We start from the raw sequence: 18,033 nt of genomic DNA on the forward strand, positions 1-18,033 counted from the left end.
AGATTGGGTGGAGAAGAAGGTCAGGCGCCATCTGGCGCGGGCACGGCAACGAAAGGGCTTCGGCTGGGAGCAGTGGAGTAAATCATGGCTGTACGATACCCTGAAGCTGTTCAACGACTACCGGGTAAAACACGGCTGACGAAAGCTGCCCAGCGTGATAGGTCCCATAAACCTTGATGCGAAGCGAATGGGGGCGCGTAGTGCGGGAAATCCGCATGCTGCGTGCGATGAGGCGGGGGCTGGAAACGTACACATCCAAGGCTCTTGGATGTGCGGCGCGCCAGTCCTCGACCCTACCACAGCTAACCTGGCGGCCACAGAGCGCGGGCTGACGCAGAAATCTGGAGGTGGAGCTATTTTGAGGAGTCCCAACGCACCCGATCTGTGATTCATTGGGTTGCATGGATGCTGATCGCGACGCGATTCCGGATGACGTTGCCGCCCTGAAACAGGCGCTGGCGGTCGAGCGCGCGAAGGCTTTGGAGATCGCCGCTGAACTCGCGGTTGCCCGCGCGAAAGCATCGGAAGACGAGGCGCTGATCGTCCAGCAGAAGCTGCAGATAGCCAAGCTAAAGCATCAGATCTACGGCCAGCGGTCGGAGCGTTCGTCGCGCCTGATCGAGCAGTTGGCGTTGATGTTCGAGGAATTGGCAGCCGACGCCACTGAAGACGAGCTGGCGGCAGAGCGCGCTGCGGCCAAGGCAACGACGGTGCGCGGATTTACGCGCAAGCGCGGCGAACGCCAGACGTTCCCTGAGCATTTACCGCGCGAACGAGTGGTGATCGAGCCGCCGACGGCTTGCGAGTGCTGCGGCGGCAATCGTCTGCGCAAGCTCGGCGAGGACGTGACCCGGACACTGGAAGTGGTGCCGCGCCAGTGGAAGGTGATCGAGACGGTCCGGGAAAAGTTCTCCTGCCGCGACTGCGAGAAGATCAGCCAGGCCCCGGCGCCGTTCCATGCCGTCGCGCGGGGATGGGCCGGCCCGAGCCTGTTGGCCATGATCATGTTCGAGAAGTTCGGCCAACATCAGCCCTTAAACCGCCAGGCTGAGCGCTATGCCCTGGAAGGCGTGCCGATCGCGCTGTCGACCATGGCGGACGCCGTGGGATCGGTCTGTGCGTCGCTCGATCCCCTGCTGCGCCGCCTCGAAGCCCATGTCATGGCGGCCGAGCGCCTGCATGCCGATGATACAACGGTGCCGGTGCTGGCCAAGGGCAAGACCGATACGGCACGGTGCTGGATCTACGTCCGGGACGATCGGCCGTTTGGCGGCGCCGGGCCGCCGGCGGCGATGTTCTACTACTCCCGCGACCGTAGGGGCGAGCATCCCCAGGCGCATCTGGCGGGGTATGCCGGCATCCTGCAGGCCGACGCCTATGACGGGTACAACCAGCTCTATCTGGCGGGACGCCACCCTGGACCGATCCGGGAAGCGGCGTGTTGGGTCCATGCGCGGCGCCCATTCTTCGCCATGGCCGATATCGAAGAGAATATGCGTCGCAAGGCCACCGGCAAGAAGGAGATCCCGCTCTCGCCTATCGCGGTTGAGGTCGTACGGCGGATCGATGCGCTGTTCGAGATCGAGCGCTCCATCAATGGCAGAAGCCCCGAAGGGCGCCGGGAGGTGCGACAGACGCTGAGCCGGCCTCTGGTCGAGGACCTGCAGGTCTATATGCGGGAGCAGCTCGCCAAGCTGTCCCGTGGGCACGACCTGGCGAAGGCGTTCAACTACATCCTGAAGCGCTGGGCGAGCTTCACGCTCTTCCTGGAGGATGGCCGCGTCTGTCTCTCGAACAATGCCGCCGAGCGAGGATTAAGAGGTATCGCTCTTGGACGAAAATCCTGGTTGTTCTGCGGCTCTGATCGCGGCGGACGGCGCGCGGCTTCCATGTATAGCTTGATCGTCACGGCCAAAATGAACGGCGTCGATCCGCAGGCCTGGCTCGCGGATATCCTTGCCCGCATCGCCGCCCACCCAGCGCATCAGCTTGACGAGCTTCTGCCCTGGAATTGGACGCCAACTTCGGCGACTGCTGCGCAAGCGGCGTGATCTGCGTACTGATGACGCTCCTACGCGACGACTAACCCGTCTGTGGCCCACGCCGGATGCTTACGATATTTATCGCTGATGTTAGTAGGGGAGATGTTGTCCAATTGTGGCTTCCGCTTCTGGCCCATCGCGACATATTGCGCTGCCGCACGAACTTGGTCGCTATAGGAGCAAAGCGGACGTAGTCACCAGTCACATGAGGCCGTCGGATCTATAGGCCACTCTCTATACGACGGGCAGGCCGAATGCGCCGCATGGCAGGCTCAATCTCTTCAGACAGACGGGTCGTGTTCGGCGTAGCAAGGAGTGGTCGGTTGGTTCGAAAAAGAGATACCTCCCTGCCGTGTTTGGGATCCCGTCCCGCCGAGGTGGAAGCTCAAGTATGACGACCGGCTTCCGGCTTACTTCTTTGGCCCAGGGGCCGCGCGGAGGATAAAGCACGTCCAGCCTGTCGCAGACCTTGGCCAGACTGTTCCCGGTGATTCCGAATTCCTCGGCCGGCCGGATCATTCACCTAGCCATTGATGTAGAAGCAATAAAACATCACCGCCAAGGCGTGGCGAGATCCCCCTAACCTTCGGCGATCAGCCGCCTTCGCTTCTGGCAGATGCCCAGCTCGATACGAGTATAGGCCTGACGAACAAAATAAGCCGAGATTTCGAGAGGAAATCCCTGCCTAGTTGTTCAGTCCCGTGAGTTTAGCAACGGCCTGGATCGGGGCCTGGTAGCCGAGGCATTTGAGGCGAGTCCGGTTGTAGTCGTGGACGAATTTGGCGATGAAGGTGTCTCGATCGGCATGGTCGATGAAGGTCCGCCGGGCGCTGCCGCGCTTTTGTTCGCGGCCAATGGCTTCGGCGATGCGCCGGTTGAAACGTTCGACGAGTCCGTTGGTCTGCGGATGGTAGGGCTTGGTCAGGCGATGCTGGATGCCGCACTGTCGGCAGAGTTGATCAAAGGGGTGGTCGCCGGAAGGCTTCCCGGGCGGCTTGTTCTTCTTGTCGACGGCGAAGCGGTCGGTGAACTCGGCACCGTTGTCGGTGAGGATAGTGTGAACCTGGTGCGCAAAATCAGCCAGGAAGCGCTTAAGGAAACCGGTCGCGGTGGCCCCGTCCCGCCTGGAATGGATCTCGACAAAGACGTAGCGGGTGGCGCGGTCGATGGCGACAAAGGCATAGCTGGTGCGGCGCTGCAGGGACGGCAGATACTTCACGTCGATATGGATGAAGCCGATGCTGGCGGTCTCGAAGATGCCGACCTTGGGTTTGTCAGGCTTGGCGAGCCGGCTGATGCCATTGCGCTGCAGGCAGCGGTGAATGGCGCTGCGGGACAGCTTGGCATTGATGCATCGCTGCATCACCTCGACGATGTCATCCAGCGGCAACTGCAGCGACGTCCGCAGCTCGCAAACCGCCCTTTCTTCGACAGCCGACAGGCTGGTCACCAGGTTCTTCGGCCGGTGCGAGCGATCTTCGACCGTCGTGCGGTCGCGCCAACGATAGATCGTGGTCTCGCTGACCCCCAGTTCCGTCGCCAATTCGGCGACCGACTTCCGGCTGCGCTGGATATAGGCGCGCGTCTTCGGTGTCGTCGTGGCGTTCGCGTGCAGGCTCAGTTCCATGACCCGAGGTGCTCCCTGACAAAGGCCACGCCTCGTTCTACACCGATTCCATCAAACCAATCAGCAGGGACCAAACACCTAGTCAAGGAGGAAACCCTCTGGGCGCCAGCGGACAACCATCACCGCGAAACTTCGCGCTTCGGACAGCGATGGATCGACCTCCGAGGCGCTCGGCTCATCGCATGTTTGCTGTGGCGTGACTGCGTGTGCTGACCCCATTTACAGGATGGGGGAGGGGGAGTTCCTAGCGCGCTGACCAAACTCGTTTGCGTGAAGGTAAAGGCGTCTGTTTGCAGTGGTTTACTAGTCTTTGCTCGGAAAACTTGATGGGGAGCGGGGTGCAATGTCGGCTCGTTTGTGCTGCGTGGCACGCTGATGATGTGCGAGGGAGCCGCGGTCCCTTAGCTTTGCTAAGGCAGAAGATCATAATCAATACCAGCCACGCTTGATGCCAGTGCCGAGCATTTCGTCGTAGAGATCGATGCGGCGATCGCGCAGGGGCTGATTGAAGCTGTTAAGCACGCGCTTGCTGCGGGCGTCCGACAAGTTCAGCTCTGCATAGATGATGTCTTCGTCGGACTTGCTGGCAGGACCGGCTAACGGGAAGCCGGTGTGGCTTACGATCAGGCTCGATCCCAGAAACGGCTGGTTGCGCTCGACGCCGACACGGTCGGCGGCGGCGACATACATGCTGTTGGAATGGGCGCCGCTCATGGCGAGGATATTCGCCATGACCATCGTGTTCGCGGGCTGGTCCGGCATCGGCACCCAGTTGGTCGGCACGCAAAGGATGTCGGCGCCCTGCAGCGCGGCGAGACGGTAGGTTTCCGGAAACCAGCCATCGTAACAGATCGCCACGGCCATGCGGCCGAATTTGGTCTTCCAGACGGGAACGCCGAGATCGCCGGGTTCGAAGAACAGGTTTTCCGAGCCCCACAGGTGTACCTTGCGATAGGTGCCGACGTAGCCGTCGGGCCCAGCGATTGCAGCACTGTTGTAGAGCGCGTCACCTGCCCGCTCGCAGACGCCGGCGACGATTACGAGGTCGTGGCGGCGAGCTGCTTCCAGCCAGGCTCTTGTCGTCGGACCATCGGGCACAGGCTCGGCCAGCGCGAAAGCCTCTCGGCGGCAAGCGAAGACATAGCCTGAATTGCAGAGCTCGGGTAGCACGACCAGCTGCGCGCCGTTAGCTGCCGCTTCAGTGATCTTCTCCAGCGAGCGTGCAACATTGGCTTGCTTCTCGCCAATCTTCGGCTCCATCTGGATACAGGCTACCTTGATCGGGCTTTCCGCGTGCATGGCAAGCACTCCGTCGGGGTTTGTCGGATCTCGCGCATCCTCAGATAATGGGATACATGTCCTTCCAGCCATGCGCGCGCTCATAGGCATCTGCGGCACGGATCAGGGTCATCTCATCAAAAGGGCGGCTTGCAAGTTGCAGTCCGATCGGCAGTCCGGCGCTATCGAAACCGCAAGGTAGCGAGATCGACGGCAGTCCGGCGAGATTCCAGGGGTAAGTCAACCGCCAGGAGGCCGCGAGTACGCTCTCATCGTTCGCGCCGACGCGTACAGTCCATTCGCCGATCGGCCATGCCGTCAGTGGGCAGGTGGGGCCGATTATGACGTCCACATCGGTGAAGATTTTCGCAAGATCGTCGATGAGCACGCGGCGGAGCTGCTCGGCCTTGAGGTAATCCGGACCTGTGACCAGCCGGCCCATTTCGACCAGCGTGCGCACGTCGTCAGTGAAGCCTTTGACCAGGCCGCTTGCCAGGTTGCGGCTGTGATAGGCGGTGGAGGACGACAGCTCGATCGCGAAGATCGCGCCCAGACCATAAGCGAGGACCGGCAACTCGAATTCGACCAGACGAGCGCCGGCATCGCGATAGAAGCCGATTGCCGCGTCGATGGCGGCATCGACGTCGGATTGGTTGCTCTCGAAGAAATGGTTACGGCAGATGCCGACGCGAAGGCCGGCGATTGGCTGGTTAAGCCCTCTCGTGAAATCCGGAACGTCGGCGTGGGCGGAGCCGGGATCATCAGGGTCGTGACCCGAAATGGCGTTGAGGGCATGGACGCTGTCGGCGACCGTATAGGAGAGTGGGCCGGCATGGTCGAGTGACCAGCTATGGGGAACGATGCCGGCGCGGCTCACGCGGCCGAAGGTCGGCTTCAATCCAACGGCGCCGCATAGTGCGGCCGGGATGCGGATCGAGCCGCCGGTGTCCGACCCCATCGCGATCGGGACCATCCGGGCAGCGACAGCCGCGCCCGATCCTCCGCTCGAGCCGCCGGGGACGCGGCTCATGTCCCACGGATTCTTGGATGGCGGCGTCACATTGCCCCAAGCGAATTCATGCATGCGCGTCTTGCCGATGATGATTGCGCCGGCCGCGCGGAGTTTGGCGACAGCAGCTGAATCAGCTCTCGCGAAGTTCATGTCGGAAGTCGCGGTGCCGGCGGTAGTCGGCATGTCGGTCGTGATGTAATTGTCCTTCACCGCCACCGGCACGCCATGAAGCGGGCCACGCCAGTGGCCGTCTGCAATTTCCCGATCTGCAGCTGCCGCCTGGGCGTGCGCATCGTCTGCGGTAAAGACGAAGCTTTCCAGCTTGCGATCGAGCGCCTTGATGCGTTCCGACGCATTCTCGACGAGCTCGACGCTTTTTAATTTTCCTGTGCGGAGGTCGGCTGAGAGTTCGGCGACGGAGCGCGTGATAGGATTGCCTTGCATCGAGAGTGCCTCAGCCTTGTCGGTCGGCCGGCAGTGGGGAGAACACGACGGCGGGATGAATGTCCGTCAGGTCGAGGCTCCGCAGCTTGGCGATTTCCTGCGCGATGGGCTGGAAGGCGGCGAGCACGACGGCCCTTCGTTCGGCGTCGAGGTCGATGCCGAGCGCATCGACGAGGCTGTCCAACTCATTCATCGAACTCTCCCTCACAACTGCAGCTGTTCTTGGACGCGCGCCGCAGCAGGCTCGTCGCCGGCCACGCCCTCATCAGCGATTTCACCGATCTTCAGCACCGCGTAGCGGTCGGCCATGGAAAAGGCGAACGGCACGTTCTGCTCCACGACGAAGATCGTGGTGCCGGCGCGCTTGCGCTCCGCCAGCAATATTTCCGACAGGTGCCGAACCATGGAAGGCTGTAACCCTTCCGAGATTTCGTCGATTAGCATCAGGCGCGGCGAGCCGAGCAGGGCGCGGGACACGATCAGCATCTTCTGCTCGCCGCCGCTCAACGTACCGGCCTTTTGGTTGAGGCGTCTGCCGATGATCGGGAAATAATCGCTGACACGAGCCAATCCTTCGGCAAAGCCGTGGTCGCTACGAAGGCCTAGCCTGAGATTTTCCCGGATCGTCAGGTCTTGGAACAGCGTCTGCTCCTGCGGCGTGTAGGCGATGGCCTTGCGCGCGATCAGATGCGTGGTCAGCGTCGTGATGTCTTCGCCGAACAGACGGATGCTGCCTTGCCTGGCCGGGACGAACCCAAGGATGGTCTTGAGCAGCGTGCTCTTGCCCATGCCGTTCTTGCCGAGCAGCGCGAAAATTTCACCAGAACGGATCCCGAGCGAGATGTTGCGCAGCACCATGGCTTCGCCGTAGCCGCTGCTCAGATCGGAAATGTCCAGGACGGTTTCGCTCATGGCCGCGCCTCTGCATGCGCGCCACCCGCATATATCGTCCGTACCAACTCGGAGCCGACGACTTGCGCCACCGATCCGTCCAAGAGCACCTTGCCTTGATGCAGCACGATGATCCGGGTCGAGATTTCACGGACGAAGTCGAGGTCATGCTCGATGATCAGCGTGCACAATCCCGCGCGCTGGACGAGATCGACCAGGATGCCGCCGATCAGCGTGCGCTCGGGCTTGGTGAGGCCTGCGGTCGGTTCGTCGAGCAGCAGCACACTCGGCTCCAGTGCCAGCACCATCGCAAGCTCCAGCGCGCGCTTCATGCCGTGGGACAGATGCCGGCACTCGATTGCAAGCTCGCGGTCGAGTCCGGTCGCGGTGATAACGTGACGGGCGCTCTCGGGCAGCGCGAGCGTCGGCGCGTGGCTCAGCAAGTTGGCGCGGTCCAGCCGATGACGGGCAAGGCGCAGGCATTGTGCCACCGTCAGCGTCTCGAACAGGCTGGTGGCCTGGAAGCTTCGGCCAATGCCGAAGCCCACCACAGCTTGTGGCGGTGTGCGCGCAATCGCCCGTCCGAACACCGCAACTGTGCCATCAGTTCGCTCGAAACCATCGGAAAGGCAGCGCATCAGCGTGGTCTTGCCGGCGCCATTCGGACCAATGATGCCAAGTAATTCACTGCCCAGCGCCTTGAACGTGACCCCTTCAAGCACCTTGAGGCTGCCGTAAGAGCGCGCCAGATCGGCAATGTCAAGCGCTGGCGCATCCGAGCCGGTGCCGACGCGGTGTCCTTCGCTGGCCTCAACGAGGGCAGGCACCGCAAGCATTGGTGCAACGTCGCGGCCGCTGGTTGCCGACCACAGCCGCCGCAAGGCGCTCCGGATCACGGGTGCGATGCCCTGGGGCAGCGCGACGATGACCAGCACGAAGATGGAGCCAACGATCAGCTTCCAGACATAGGGCAAATTGCCGGACAGATAGGCGCTCGTCACGTCGATGGCGACAGTGCCGAGCACGGGGCCGACCAGCGTACCGCGTCCGCCTAGCGCGACCCACATCACGAGCTCGGTGCCGAACACGAAACTGCCGATCTCTGGCGCAACCACCACCGTATAGCCAGCATAGGCATAGCCGGCGATCGAGGCGATCATCGCCATCACCACCATCAGCAGGATCTTGATGCGGGGCGCGTTGATGCCGAGATAGGTGCAGCGCTGCTCATTCTCGCGGATCGCTACTAGCACGCGGCCGAAATCGCTGTTGACAAAGAACCATGCGGCCGTCGTCAGCACGACGAGGCCGACACCGCAGATCGTGAACCAGGCCTCCACCGACAGGTCGAAGGTGTTATAGCCGACGAGGCCGCTGGAGGAGCCGGTGAAGGTGCCACCGGAGTAGAGTACCTGCACGAAGATGATCGGCAACGCCAGGGTCACGATGGCGACGTAGAGCGGCGAGGCGCCGTAGAAGAAGGAGACCCACCCGGTGATGGCGGCCACCACAGCCGATACCGCGATCCCGGCGAACAGGGCCAGCACCGCGGTTTGCAGCGAGAAATCCATGTAGGTGAAGGTGATGCCGGCGGCGTAGGCGCCGATGCCGAAGAAGGCGGCCTGGCCGAAGGTGAGGATGCCGGTGTAACCCCAGAGGATATCGACTGTCAGCGCGGTTGCTGCGTACAGGAATGACCGCACCATGATGTTGACAGTATAGGAGTCGAGGACATAGGGGCCTGCGACGGCGGCTGCGATGCAGAGCAGCGCGATCGAGCCGACGAAGCGGAGCCGAGTGGAGGCGACGCGCACGGGCAGCGTCGCCGTTGTGGTCGTGAGATCAGCCATGACCGAACCCCGCGGGCCGGATGCGCAGGAGGAGGGCGGCCAGCACCACGATCGTCAGTCCGCCGATGACAGGGCTTATGTAGGTGGAAACCAGCACCTGCGCGCCGCCGAGCGTGATCGCAGCGGTCGCAAGGCTGACAAGCGAGACCGACGACACCAGCACCAGCATGAACGCGTTGACGAGCCAGGGAACGCCCATGTTCGGATCGACGCTGGAGAGCGGCGTGATCAGTGCACCGGCGAGGCTCGCAAGGCCCGCGCCGATGCAGAAGGTGACGAAGCGGACATGGCCGCTATTGATGCCGAGGCCACGCGCCAAGGGCTCGTTCATGATCACCGCGCGCGCTTCGAGGCCAAGCCGGGTCGCGTTGAACAACGCTGCGATGCCGCCCGCGATCAGCGCAGCCGCAAGGATGAGAAACAAGCGATAGAACGAGTAGGTCTGACCGAGCAAGCTGGTGGCGCCGGCGATCGGTGTCTGTACGAACTGGATCTCGCGACCGAAGATGATGGTGATGACCTGGCCAATGATGATGCCGAGCCCCCAGGTTGCCAGAATCGCATCGAGCGGACGGTCGTACAGCGGCCGGATGATGAAGCGCTCGACGACGGCGCCGAGCACGACGCCCGCGATCGCTGCTGCCGGATAGGCGAACCAGGGATTCAAACCAAGATTCGTCACCACGAGGCCCGAATAGCCGCCGATCGTGAGGAAGCCGCCATGGGCAAAATTCACGATCTTGAGTACGCCCAGAATGATGAGAAGCCCGGCTGAGACGGCAAACAGGATCGCGGCGGTGGTGATGATGTCGAGGATGAGGGCGGTCATGCCGGTCTCCGCTCGGCTTCGATGCCGCCGAAGAGCGCCATGAGCCACTTCGGTGCATTAGAGGAATGGGGGAGTCTGGCACCGCTCATTAGCACGCGCAATCGTCTGGAGCGAAATGTCGTGGCCCAACGGAGCGAGAGCGACGCTCGGAACTGGACCGGCATGTCGCTCCGCTCACACGTGCTACATTGACGAACCCAATCACGCTCCCCGCGGGATCAGAGCTTCGGGCACTGCTCGCCCGGGTTGACGTTCGGGAAGCTCTTCACGATCTTCACCGAACCGTCGGACTGCACCTGACCCAGATACATCGTGAGCGGCGCGTGGCGCTGCGCGTTCATCTGCACCTTGCCCCGGGGACCGTCGAACGATACTTCGGCCAGCGCCGCGACCACCGGATCCACCGCAGTGCTCTTCGCCTTTTCGACGGCCGCCTTGTAGAGATAGACGGCGTCGTATTGTGGCACTGACAGGTCGTTGGGCGTCAGCAGCTTGCCGCCGAACTTCGCCTTCATGGCCGCCATGAACTTCTGGTTGGCAGGCGTATCGATGTTGGTCAGGAAGGAAGCGGAGATGAACACACCGTCGGCGTCGGCCGCCATCGTCTTCGCCGTGCCCTCGTCGACACTGAGATTGCCGACGACGGCCTTCATGCCGGCCGCCTTGTACTGCTTCTGCAAGGTGACGTTGGGAGCGCCGCCGGCGGTGGAGAACATCACAGCGTCCGGATTGGCGCTGCGCATCTTGGAGATGATCGCGGTCCAGTCGGTGGCGTCCATCGGTTGATATTCGTCGCCGACGACCTTACCGCCCTTCTTTTCGATGTAGGCCTTGGTAAAGGCCAGCATGCCGCGTCCGAACGCGTAGTCGCTGCCGACCAAGAAGAAAGTCTTGGCCTTGAACGCGTCCATGAAGTGGTCAACGATCGGGCCGACCATCTGTTCGGGGACGGCACCGTCTGCATAGAGATATTTGTTGCACGAGCGACCCTCATAGAGCGAGGTGTAGATGTATGGGACCTTGCCGCGGGTGACGACCGGGAGCATGCCGTTGCGGGCTGCGCTCGTCTGCATCGAGATCAGCGCATTGACCTTTTTCTGGAAGATCAGCGAGTCGGCAGCCTTCTGCGCGCCGGCTGCGCCCGAGCCGTCATCGGCGACCTCGAGCTCGACCTTTTTGCCGAGAATGCCGCCGGTCGCGTTGATCTCATCGACGGCGAGTTCTGCCGACTGCACGACCGACGGCGCCACCACGCTGTTCGCTCCGGAAAGGCCGGTAGGGATTCCGATCTTGATTGTATCCTGGGCGTTCGCAGCCAAGCTCGACGTCAGCACCAGTGTGACAACGACCGCGCCCGTTCCCAATCTCGACAACATCGCATTTGAACGCACATGATTGACCATGGCCGTGAAACTCCCCGCTTGAGCCGAAACGCCAAGCAAAAGCCTACTGCGGCTCAAAAGTGCGGCAAGCAGAAATAAGCGACGGAATTGCGCGAATTTTGGTCGGCCTTAGTCTTTATGTCGCTCACAGTGACATAAAGTCAGGTTGCTTGGCGCATCGCTCGCGATTTCGCCTCTGGAAACAAGCGCTTTGTGTGCTCAAGCCGACGCCATGCGGGCGTTCAGGCTGGCGATGCATCGCACAAAAATATTGCGGCGAGCCGAATGTGGAAGCAAGGATACCGTACCGGGCGCGCACGATCGCGATGTCCCGCAACTCCGCCGAGCACGCGTCAGCGGTTGCCGCGAACTGCGGCGAAGTGGCCCGTGAGTGCGCCACCGCATTTCGCTGCGGCGATGCGGCTGGCGCGCGTCTGATCGCGCGCCTTCTCTTCGGCAGTCCGATGGACTGTTATTGCGGACGCAGGCTTGGCTTCCGCGGGGCGGTCGTCAGGTCTCCGCAACTGTTCGAACAAATTGCTGACTAAGCCGCGCAGCCGCAGGTTCTCCGTAGCCAGATCTTTCATCTGCCTTGCCGCCGGAACGTCGAGCCCGCCAAATTGGCGGCGCCAGCGATAGAAGGTGCGCGGGGTAATGCCGGACGTGCTGCAGATCTCGGCCACGGGAACACCTGCGCTGGCCTCCCCAAGCAGCTGGAGTATCTCACTATTTGTGAATCGGGAACGCCTCATGGGATGCTCCGTCTCGTCGATGCGCATGCGACTATATCTTAGCGCCGGCAAACGTCTCGCCCATTGTGCGAAGAGGGGCCGGATGTGACGATCAGCCGTTGTCCTATGCAATCCGCCGGAGCCAGTTAATGCCGCGCCGCCACGAGATCTCAAGCGCCCACAAAAATATGGTATGGGGATACCTTGATAGCGCCACGCCGCCGGTCCTGGAAGTAAGCTCCGGCGACACCGTGACGCTTCACAGCTTTCCGTCAGGAGGGAAGGAGACCCTGCCGGATGATCTAAGTCTGGTTGCACCTGACTATCTGGCGGCGCTCGAAGCGCTGCCACCCGGGCCGGGATCGCATTTCATAACCGGCCCCGTCTATGTCCGAGGCGCCGCTGTCGGCGACGCCTTGCAGATCGACATTCTCGACGTGAAGGTCCGGCAGGACTGGGGCTTTGTATCTATCCTGCCGCTGCTCGGGACCTTGCCCGACGAGTTCACGGAATACGAGACCATCCATCCACGGATCGATCGGAAGCGCAACGTCTGCATCATGCCTTGGGGAAGCGAAATTCCACTTGAGCCGTTCTTCGGGATTATTGCCACCGCGCCGCCGCCGAGCTGGGGCCGCTGCGGCTCGCCGGTGCCGCGCGCGTTTGGCGGCAACATGGACAACAAGGAATTGCGTGCGGGCACGACGCTCTATCTGCCCATATTCAACGAAGGTGCCCTGTTCTTCGCCGGTGATGGTCATGCGGTGCAGGGCGATGGCGAAGTCTGCATCACCGCTCTTGAGACCGGCGTGACTGGAACGTTCCGCCTCACCGTGCGCAAGGACATGGAGATACGCTGGCCGTTCGCGGAAAGCGTGACCCATCTGATGTCGATCGGTCTTGACGAGGATCTCGATGACGCCGCCAAGCAGGCAGTAAGGGAAATGGTCCGGCACGTTTGCGCACGCACCAATCTGACTCGCAACGAGGCCTACATGCTGTGCTCGCTGGCTGGCAATCTGCGCGTGACCCAGCTCGTCGATGGCAACAAGGGCATCCACATGTTGTTACCAAAAGCGCTTCTGTAGCGATTTGCTTGCGCTATCGTAGTGCGCCTTAAAGCTTGGCTGACCTACATGTGGCACCTGTTCTGTGTCGCGCGTCGCTGCTGAACAAAGGCGAGCATCAAGGGGGTTTCAACGCTCGGCTCGACAGGGTTAATCACTATTCGCCGAAATGCCGACATAGGTCGATCCGACGCCAAAGTCGACTTTCGCCCGTAGCTGCCCGTCGATGTGATTGCGGCTGCGTCGGCCCTTATGGGCAGACCAGACAAGCTGCGGATCGGGCCTCCACAGTCGTTTCTGGTCAACCGAGCTGACGAAGAGGGCGGCACTTTAAATGCGGAGCCGGCTGTATGGCTGGTACATAGCAGTGGGAGCGAGCGGCGCCGCGACTAAAGGTGTCTTTGATCGCGCAGACGGGTGGTTTGGCGTGCTGTCAAGATGCCGCCAGCGCGGCTACGCCGTCCGGCAAGCGGCCTTGCGTGTGATCGAATGAACCGATGGCGCACCAGCTTACTTCTCAGCTACTGATCAAGCGGAACCACAGAACCTCGATAGCTTCGATTATCTGCAAGGGAGGGACGTTCATCTCCCAACGCTCGCTTGCGTTGTGGCATGCCGCCCGGAACGACTGTTTGAACGATCGACGAATCGAGTTCGGTCGTGAATCCGATTGTCGCCTAGAGCTCCGCGTGCGTCTCCATGGGGACAATGCGGACTTCGATGCATTCATCGAAGCGACCTGTCATCACGGCTTGCGCGTCGTTCTCGACGGCGTGTTCAATCACTTCGGCCGCGAAGCTTCGCGCTTCCAGCACGTCGTCACCGGCGGCCCGCGATCGCCGGAGGTCTCTTGGTTCCGCTTGACCTGGCCGGCGGGTGGAAAGGAGCGCTGACTGTGCGACCTTCGAAGGCCACCACCAGCTCGTGACGTTGAGTCGGCGAATGTCGCTATCGGTGGTTGCGCTTCTCGAAAAGGTCGTGCTCAAGAAGGAGGGGTCGTGCGCTACTGGAATCCAGAGCCTTGATGAAACGGCACAGAGGAAGTTGCGGCGCGCTCAGCAGTCCAGGGTCGTCTCTCGCTCCCACCGGGTCAGATGACGTGAAAAATCGCTCGACTCCTGATGCTTCAGCTTTAGAAAGGCGGGAACGTAGGCGCCGAGGCTCTCGCAGAGCAGCTTGGAGCCTTCCAGTGCGCGCAACGCGTCGAGTAAGTGAGCGGCAGCTTCTTCACGTCCTTTACGAGGTGACCGTCGGTATACATGTTGATATCAAGACGCTTGCGATCGGCTGTTCGTGGAGCAGACAGGCGATGCATGCCGGCCGACGGCTCGACGAAGCTCTTCTGGATTCGACGTCGGTCGATCACCCGCGAGTTCGCCGAGCTCTGCGCGGGATCCGTTACCTTGAACGGTCTGCACTCGGAGACTTCAAGTGGCGGTACGTCTGTCGTCCGCGGGGCTGGAGTGACGGAAATTCCAGGTGTCTTGTGAAATGATCGAAGTTCGATCAGGGCCCGCTCCTGACGGCGAACGACAAAGCATCTGATCGCCTCATCGAGGAGAGCATTGACCGCGGTCAGTGCTCCCAATCGGCTTTCTCGAGCGAGCGGGACAGCTGGTGCAGGAGATCGCGTAGTCTCTCCTTGTCGGACGGGGTGAATTCCCTGAAAAGTCGTGCGTCTCGTTCGCGTGAGACTTCCGTCAACTTGACCGCGAATTTTCGACCTTCGGCCGTCAGCTTGGCGATCGCAGCTCTGCCACGCGACCGTGTTTGTTCTACCGATACGAGCCCACGTTCCTCCAGGATCGCTAGGCTTCGGCTAGCGGCAGCCTTGTCGATATCCGCAGCGTCCGACAACTCGCTGACATTGAGCGAACTAATGCTCTTGAGCGTCATGATCAGGCGCCACTCGACCGCGCCAATGTTCCAGACCGAGCGATAATACGCAGTCGCGCCTCTATTGAGGCGCATGCCGATGGTCGAGACCAGCACGGCCAAATGTTCGCGCGCCAGCGTTCCGGCTATGCGCGCGCGGTCGTTCGACGCTTGCTCAACCTCGAGCTTCTTGGCCGCAGGCATTCCAGCAATCTCCCTCAGTAAATCTTCCCCCAAAGTCTCACTTTTGCGGCGCATTGATCCAGAGCAAATTTCTTGACAAAACATTTATTGATATATCAACATAGGATCCAATCTCCCAATTCAAAGAAAAAAGTGGCGAGAGCGACATGGAAGGAAACGGCTTGGTCGCCGGTCTTGATCAGGCGAGGACGTATGCCGGGGCAATCGATTGCGATCTTCATCCGGCGGTGCCCGGGATGGGCGCCCTCCTGCCGTATCTGGACGACTATTGGCGCGAGATGGTCTCCGTCCGCGCGCTCGATCGTCTCAATCTGAGTCTGACGAGTTATCCGCAGAACTCGCCGCTGTCGTGTCGCCCGGACTGGGCTCTCGAGGGTGGCGCGAAAGCGGGCTCATCGCTCCAGGCGATGAAAGGCCATGTGCTCGATCGGTTTCGGCCGCGCTATGGGATCCTGAACTGCCTCTACGGCGCGCAGGTCTTTCACAGCGAGGACATGGCGGCTGCGTTCTGCCGGGCGACCAATGACTGGATCAGGGATCGCTGGCTCAACCACGATCCGCGGCTGCGCGCCTCGATCGTGATCCCATCGCATAATGCGGAGCTCGCGGTGGCGGAGATCGATCGCCGTGCCGACGACTTCCGGTTCGTGCAGGTGCTCATGCTGGCGTCCGGCGAAACGACGCTGGGCCGACGCCATCTCTGGCCGATCTACGAGCGAGCCGAGCGTCTCGGCCTGGTGATCGGGATTCACGCAGGCAGCGCCTATCGATATGCGCCGACCGCCATCGGGTGGCCATCCCACTATGTCGAGGACTACGTGGCGCAATCCGCCGCGTTCGAGAGCCAACTGCAAAGCCTGATATCGGAGGGCGTGTTCGCGAAATTTCCCCGGCTCAAGGTCGTCGCAATCGAATCCGGGTTGACATGGTTGAGTGGGTTCATTTGGCGCGCCGACAAGACCTGGAAGGGCGTGCGGGCCGAGGTCCCCTGGGTCACGCGCACGCCGTCGGAGATCATCCGCAACAACGTCCGCTTCACAGTCCAGCCGGTCGATGCGGCGGACGACGGCGAGGCCATCATGCGGCTCGCCGATCACATCAAGTCGGATGAGTTGTTCCTGTTCTCGACGGACTATCCGCATTGGCATTTCGACGGGGATGCGGTCCTCTCCGGCCGGCTCCCTGACGGGCTGTTCCGCAAGATCGCCAGCGACAATGCGCTTGCCACTTACTCGCGATTGGCCAAGGCCGATCAGGTCGTGGAGGTTGTGCCATGAGCACGGTTGAACTCGAGCGACCGCGGCCTTCGACCTACAAGCTGAAAGTCATCGATTGCGACATCCATCCGGCGATGACGTCCTGGACCGAGGTGCACCCCTATCTGGAAAGACGATGGATCGAGCATCTGTCGGTCTATGGCAGCCACCTGCGCCACGCCTTCTCCGAGGCGCTGTCGCATCCGCGCATGTCGCCTGACGCTGCGCGGATCGATGCCTATCCCGAGGAAGGCGGGCCGCCGGGATCGAGCCTTGAATTGATGCGGAAGCAGCACCTCGATCCGAACGGGATTGAGGTCGGCATGTTGATTCCCCTGCGCTGGAATCCGGGAAGCCAGCGCAATCTCGACCTCGGCGCCGCACTGACCCGCGCGATGAACACCTGGCAAGTCGAACGCTGGGTCAAGCAGGAGCCGCGGTTGCGGGCCTCGGTGCTGGTCGCCCAGGAGGACACGGTTGCCTCCGTCGCCGAGATCGACGCCAGGGGAGGCGATCCCAACTTCACCCAGATCCTGATCCTGCCCAAGACAGATGAGCCGCTGGGCCGCCGGCGCTACTGGCCGATCTATGAGGCGGCAGTGCGAAACAACCTGCCGATCACGATTCATGTCGGCGGCACCAATGGGCATCCGTCGACCGGCGGAGGGTGGACATCCTACTACATGGAGGAACATCACTCGGTCGCCCAGACCATGCAGGCAGTGGTGGCTAGTCTCGTGTTCGAAGGTGTCTTGGAGCGCTTTCCTGAACTGCGTGTCGTCATCATGGAGGGTGGCCTCGGCTGGGTGCCATCACTCAATGCGCGCATGGACAAGCACTGGGCGCGCCTGCGCAGCGAGGTTCCCCACGTGAGGAAGCCACCGTCGGAGTATGTGCGCGAGCAGGTGTGGTTCAGCACGCAGCCGATGGAAGAGCCGGCGACGTCAGCCGAATTGATCGACCTGTTCGACCGGATCGGCTGGGACCGGCTGCTGTTCTCTACCGACTACCCGCATTGGGATTTCGACGATCCGCGCTACGCGTTTCGCGCCAACCTCACGCAAGCCCAGCGCGAGCAGCTTCTCTACGAGAATGCCCGCAAGTTCTACAGGCTGGACTGATGGTGAGGCATGTGGTTGCGACCGTGGATCAGATCCCGCCGGGTCAGCGCCTGCTGGTCCAGGTCAATGGACGCGAGATCGGCATCTTCAATGTCGAGGGCGAATATTTCGCCGTCGGCAATCGTTGTCCGCACGAGGGAGCGTCGCTGTGCAAGGGGCGCATCGTCGGGCTCGTCGAGGCAGCAGGTCCGGGCGACTATCGATACAGCCGTCGTGGCGAGTTGTTGCGCTGCCCGTGGCATGGCTGGGAATTCGATCTGCGCACCGGGCGGTCGTGGTGCGAGCCTGATCGCACCACGGTGCGGAGTTATAAGCTGAAGGTCGAGCCCGGCGGGGCGCTGATCGAAGGCGAGCTACGCGCCGAAACGTTCCAGGTCACCATCGACAAGGAATATGTGGTCCTGGAGATCTGAGGACCGGCGAA

At 61.8% G+C, this 18,033-nt stretch carries 16 protein-coding genes and 1 pseudogene; 6 read left to right on the forward strand and 11 right to left on the reverse strand.

Features of this window, described 5'->3' with window-relative positions; genetic code table 11:
• Positions 1-401 precede the first annotated feature (401 nt).
• Positions 402-2,051: an IS66 family transposase gene (gene tnpC, locus J6525_RS37820; protein WP_225648442.1), complete on the forward strand. Its 1,650-nt coding sequence runs from the start codon at positions 402-404 to the stop codon at positions 2,049-2,051.
• A gap of 676 nt (positions 2,052-2,727) precedes the next feature.
• Here the strand turns inward: tnpC and J6525_RS37825 are convergent.
• The 9 genes from J6525_RS37825 to J6525_RS37865 all read right to left on the reverse strand — a co-directional run bounded on the left by J6525_RS37825 (position 2,728) and on the right by J6525_RS37865 (position 12,134).
• The gene (locus tag J6525_RS37825; RefSeq protein ID WP_225648443.1) at positions 2,728-3,669 is read right to left on the reverse strand and encodes an IS481 family transposase; all 942 of its coding nucleotides are present in this window, start codon (positions 3,667-3,669) and stop codon (positions 2,728-2,730) included.
• A gap of 429 nt (positions 3,670-4,098) precedes the next feature.
• On the reverse strand, positions 4,099-4,968 hold the full coding sequence (locus J6525_RS37830; RefSeq protein ID WP_225648472.1) for a nitrilase family protein: 870 nt from the start codon (positions 4,966-4,968) through the stop codon (positions 4,099-4,101).
• Between the two features lie 40 nt (positions 4,969-5,008).
• Complete coding sequence (locus J6525_RS37835) at positions 5,009-6,403, reverse strand: amidase (protein WP_225648444.1); 1,395 nt, start codon at positions 6,401-6,403, stop codon at positions 5,009-5,011.
• Positions 6,404-6,413: 10 nt separating this feature from the next.
• Positions 6,414-6,596: a hypothetical protein gene (locus tag J6525_RS37840; protein WP_225159605.1), complete on the reverse strand. Its 183-nt coding sequence runs from the start codon at positions 6,594-6,596 to the stop codon at positions 6,414-6,416.
• Positions 6,597-6,607: 11 nt separating this feature from the next.
• Positions 6,608-7,261: a branched-chain amino acid ABC transporter ATP-binding protein gene (locus tag J6525_RS37845; protein ID WP_376708617.1), complete on the reverse strand. Its 654-nt coding sequence runs from the start codon at positions 7,259-7,261 to the stop codon at positions 6,608-6,610.
• Between the two features lie 50 nt (positions 7,262-7,311).
• Positions 7,312-9,144 carry a branched-chain amino acid ABC transporter ATP-binding protein/permease gene (locus J6525_RS37850; protein WP_225648446.1) on the reverse strand — a complete coding sequence of 611 codons (1,833 nt, stop codon included), beginning with the start codon at positions 9,142-9,144 and terminating at the stop codon, positions 7,312-7,314.
• Positions 9,137-9,973 (reverse strand): branched-chain amino acid ABC transporter permease, encoded by an 837-nt coding sequence (locus J6525_RS37855; protein ID WP_225159598.1) that lies wholly within the window; start codon positions 9,971-9,973, stop codon positions 9,137-9,139. Before J6525_RS37855 ends, J6525_RS37850 begins: the two co-directional genes overlap by 8 nt.
• 218 nt (positions 9,974-10,191) lie before the next feature.
• On the reverse strand, positions 10,192-11,349 hold the full coding sequence (locus J6525_RS37860; RefSeq protein WP_225648473.1) for a substrate-binding protein: 1,158 nt from the start codon (positions 11,347-11,349) through the stop codon (positions 10,192-10,194).
• Between the two features lie 359 nt (positions 11,350-11,708).
• A complete protein-coding gene (locus J6525_RS37865; RefSeq protein WP_225159596.1) occupies positions 11,709-12,134 on the reverse strand; it encodes a transposase in 426 nt (141 codons plus the stop codon).
• A 101-nt stretch (positions 12,135-12,235) separates the two neighbouring features.
• Here J6525_RS37865 and J6525_RS37870 point away from each other — a divergent pair, with 101 nt between their 5' ends.
• Together J6525_RS37870 and J6525_RS37875 are read left to right on the forward strand one after the other, a co-directional pair.
• On the forward strand, positions 12,236-13,174 hold the full coding sequence (locus J6525_RS37870; protein WP_225648447.1) for an acetamidase/formamidase family protein: 939 nt from the start codon (positions 12,236-12,238) through the stop codon (positions 13,172-13,174).
• Positions 13,175-13,650: 476 nt separating this feature from the next.
• Complete coding sequence (locus tag J6525_RS37875; protein ID WP_225648448.1) at positions 13,651-14,046, forward strand: alpha-amylase family glycosyl hydrolase; 396 nt, start codon at positions 13,651-13,653, stop codon at positions 14,044-14,046.
• Positions 14,047-14,208: 162 nt separating this feature from the next.
• Here J6525_RS37875 and J6525_RS37880 read toward each other — a convergent pair.
• A pseudogene (locus tag J6525_RS37880) lies at positions 14,209-14,432 on the reverse strand (type III glutamate--ammonia ligase); the annotation flags it as partial.
• A 296-nt stretch (positions 14,433-14,728) separates the two neighbouring features.
• Entirely contained in the window at positions 14,729-15,232 is a 504-nt protein-coding gene (locus tag J6525_RS37885) for a MarR family winged helix-turn-helix transcriptional regulator (RefSeq protein WP_225648449.1), read from the reverse strand.
• A 146-nt stretch (positions 15,233-15,378) separates the two neighbouring features.
• Here J6525_RS37885 and J6525_RS37890 point away from each other — a divergent pair, with 146 nt between their 5' ends.
• The 3 genes from J6525_RS37890 to J6525_RS37900 are packed head-to-tail and all read left to right on the forward strand — an operon-like array spanning position 15,379 to position 18,022.
• A complete protein-coding gene (locus J6525_RS37890; RefSeq protein ID WP_225648450.1) occupies positions 15,379-16,509 on the forward strand; it encodes an amidohydrolase family protein in 1,131 nt (376 codons plus the stop codon).
• On the forward strand, positions 16,506-17,609 hold the full coding sequence (locus J6525_RS37895) for an amidohydrolase family protein (protein WP_225648451.1): 1,104 nt from the start codon (positions 16,506-16,508) through the stop codon (positions 17,607-17,609). Before J6525_RS37890 ends, J6525_RS37895 begins: the two co-directional genes overlap by 4 nt.
• Complete coding sequence (locus J6525_RS37900) at positions 17,609-18,022, forward strand: Rieske (2Fe-2S) protein (RefSeq protein WP_225648452.1); 414 nt, start codon at positions 17,609-17,611, stop codon at positions 18,020-18,022. Before J6525_RS37895 ends, J6525_RS37900 begins: the two co-directional genes overlap by 1 nt.
• Positions 18,023-18,033 lie beyond the last annotated feature (11 nt).

This window comes from Bradyrhizobium australafricanum (assembly GCF_020329495.1).
Taxonomy (GTDB): domain Bacteria; phylum Pseudomonadota; class Alphaproteobacteria; order Rhizobiales; family Xanthobacteraceae; genus Bradyrhizobium; species Bradyrhizobium australafricanum.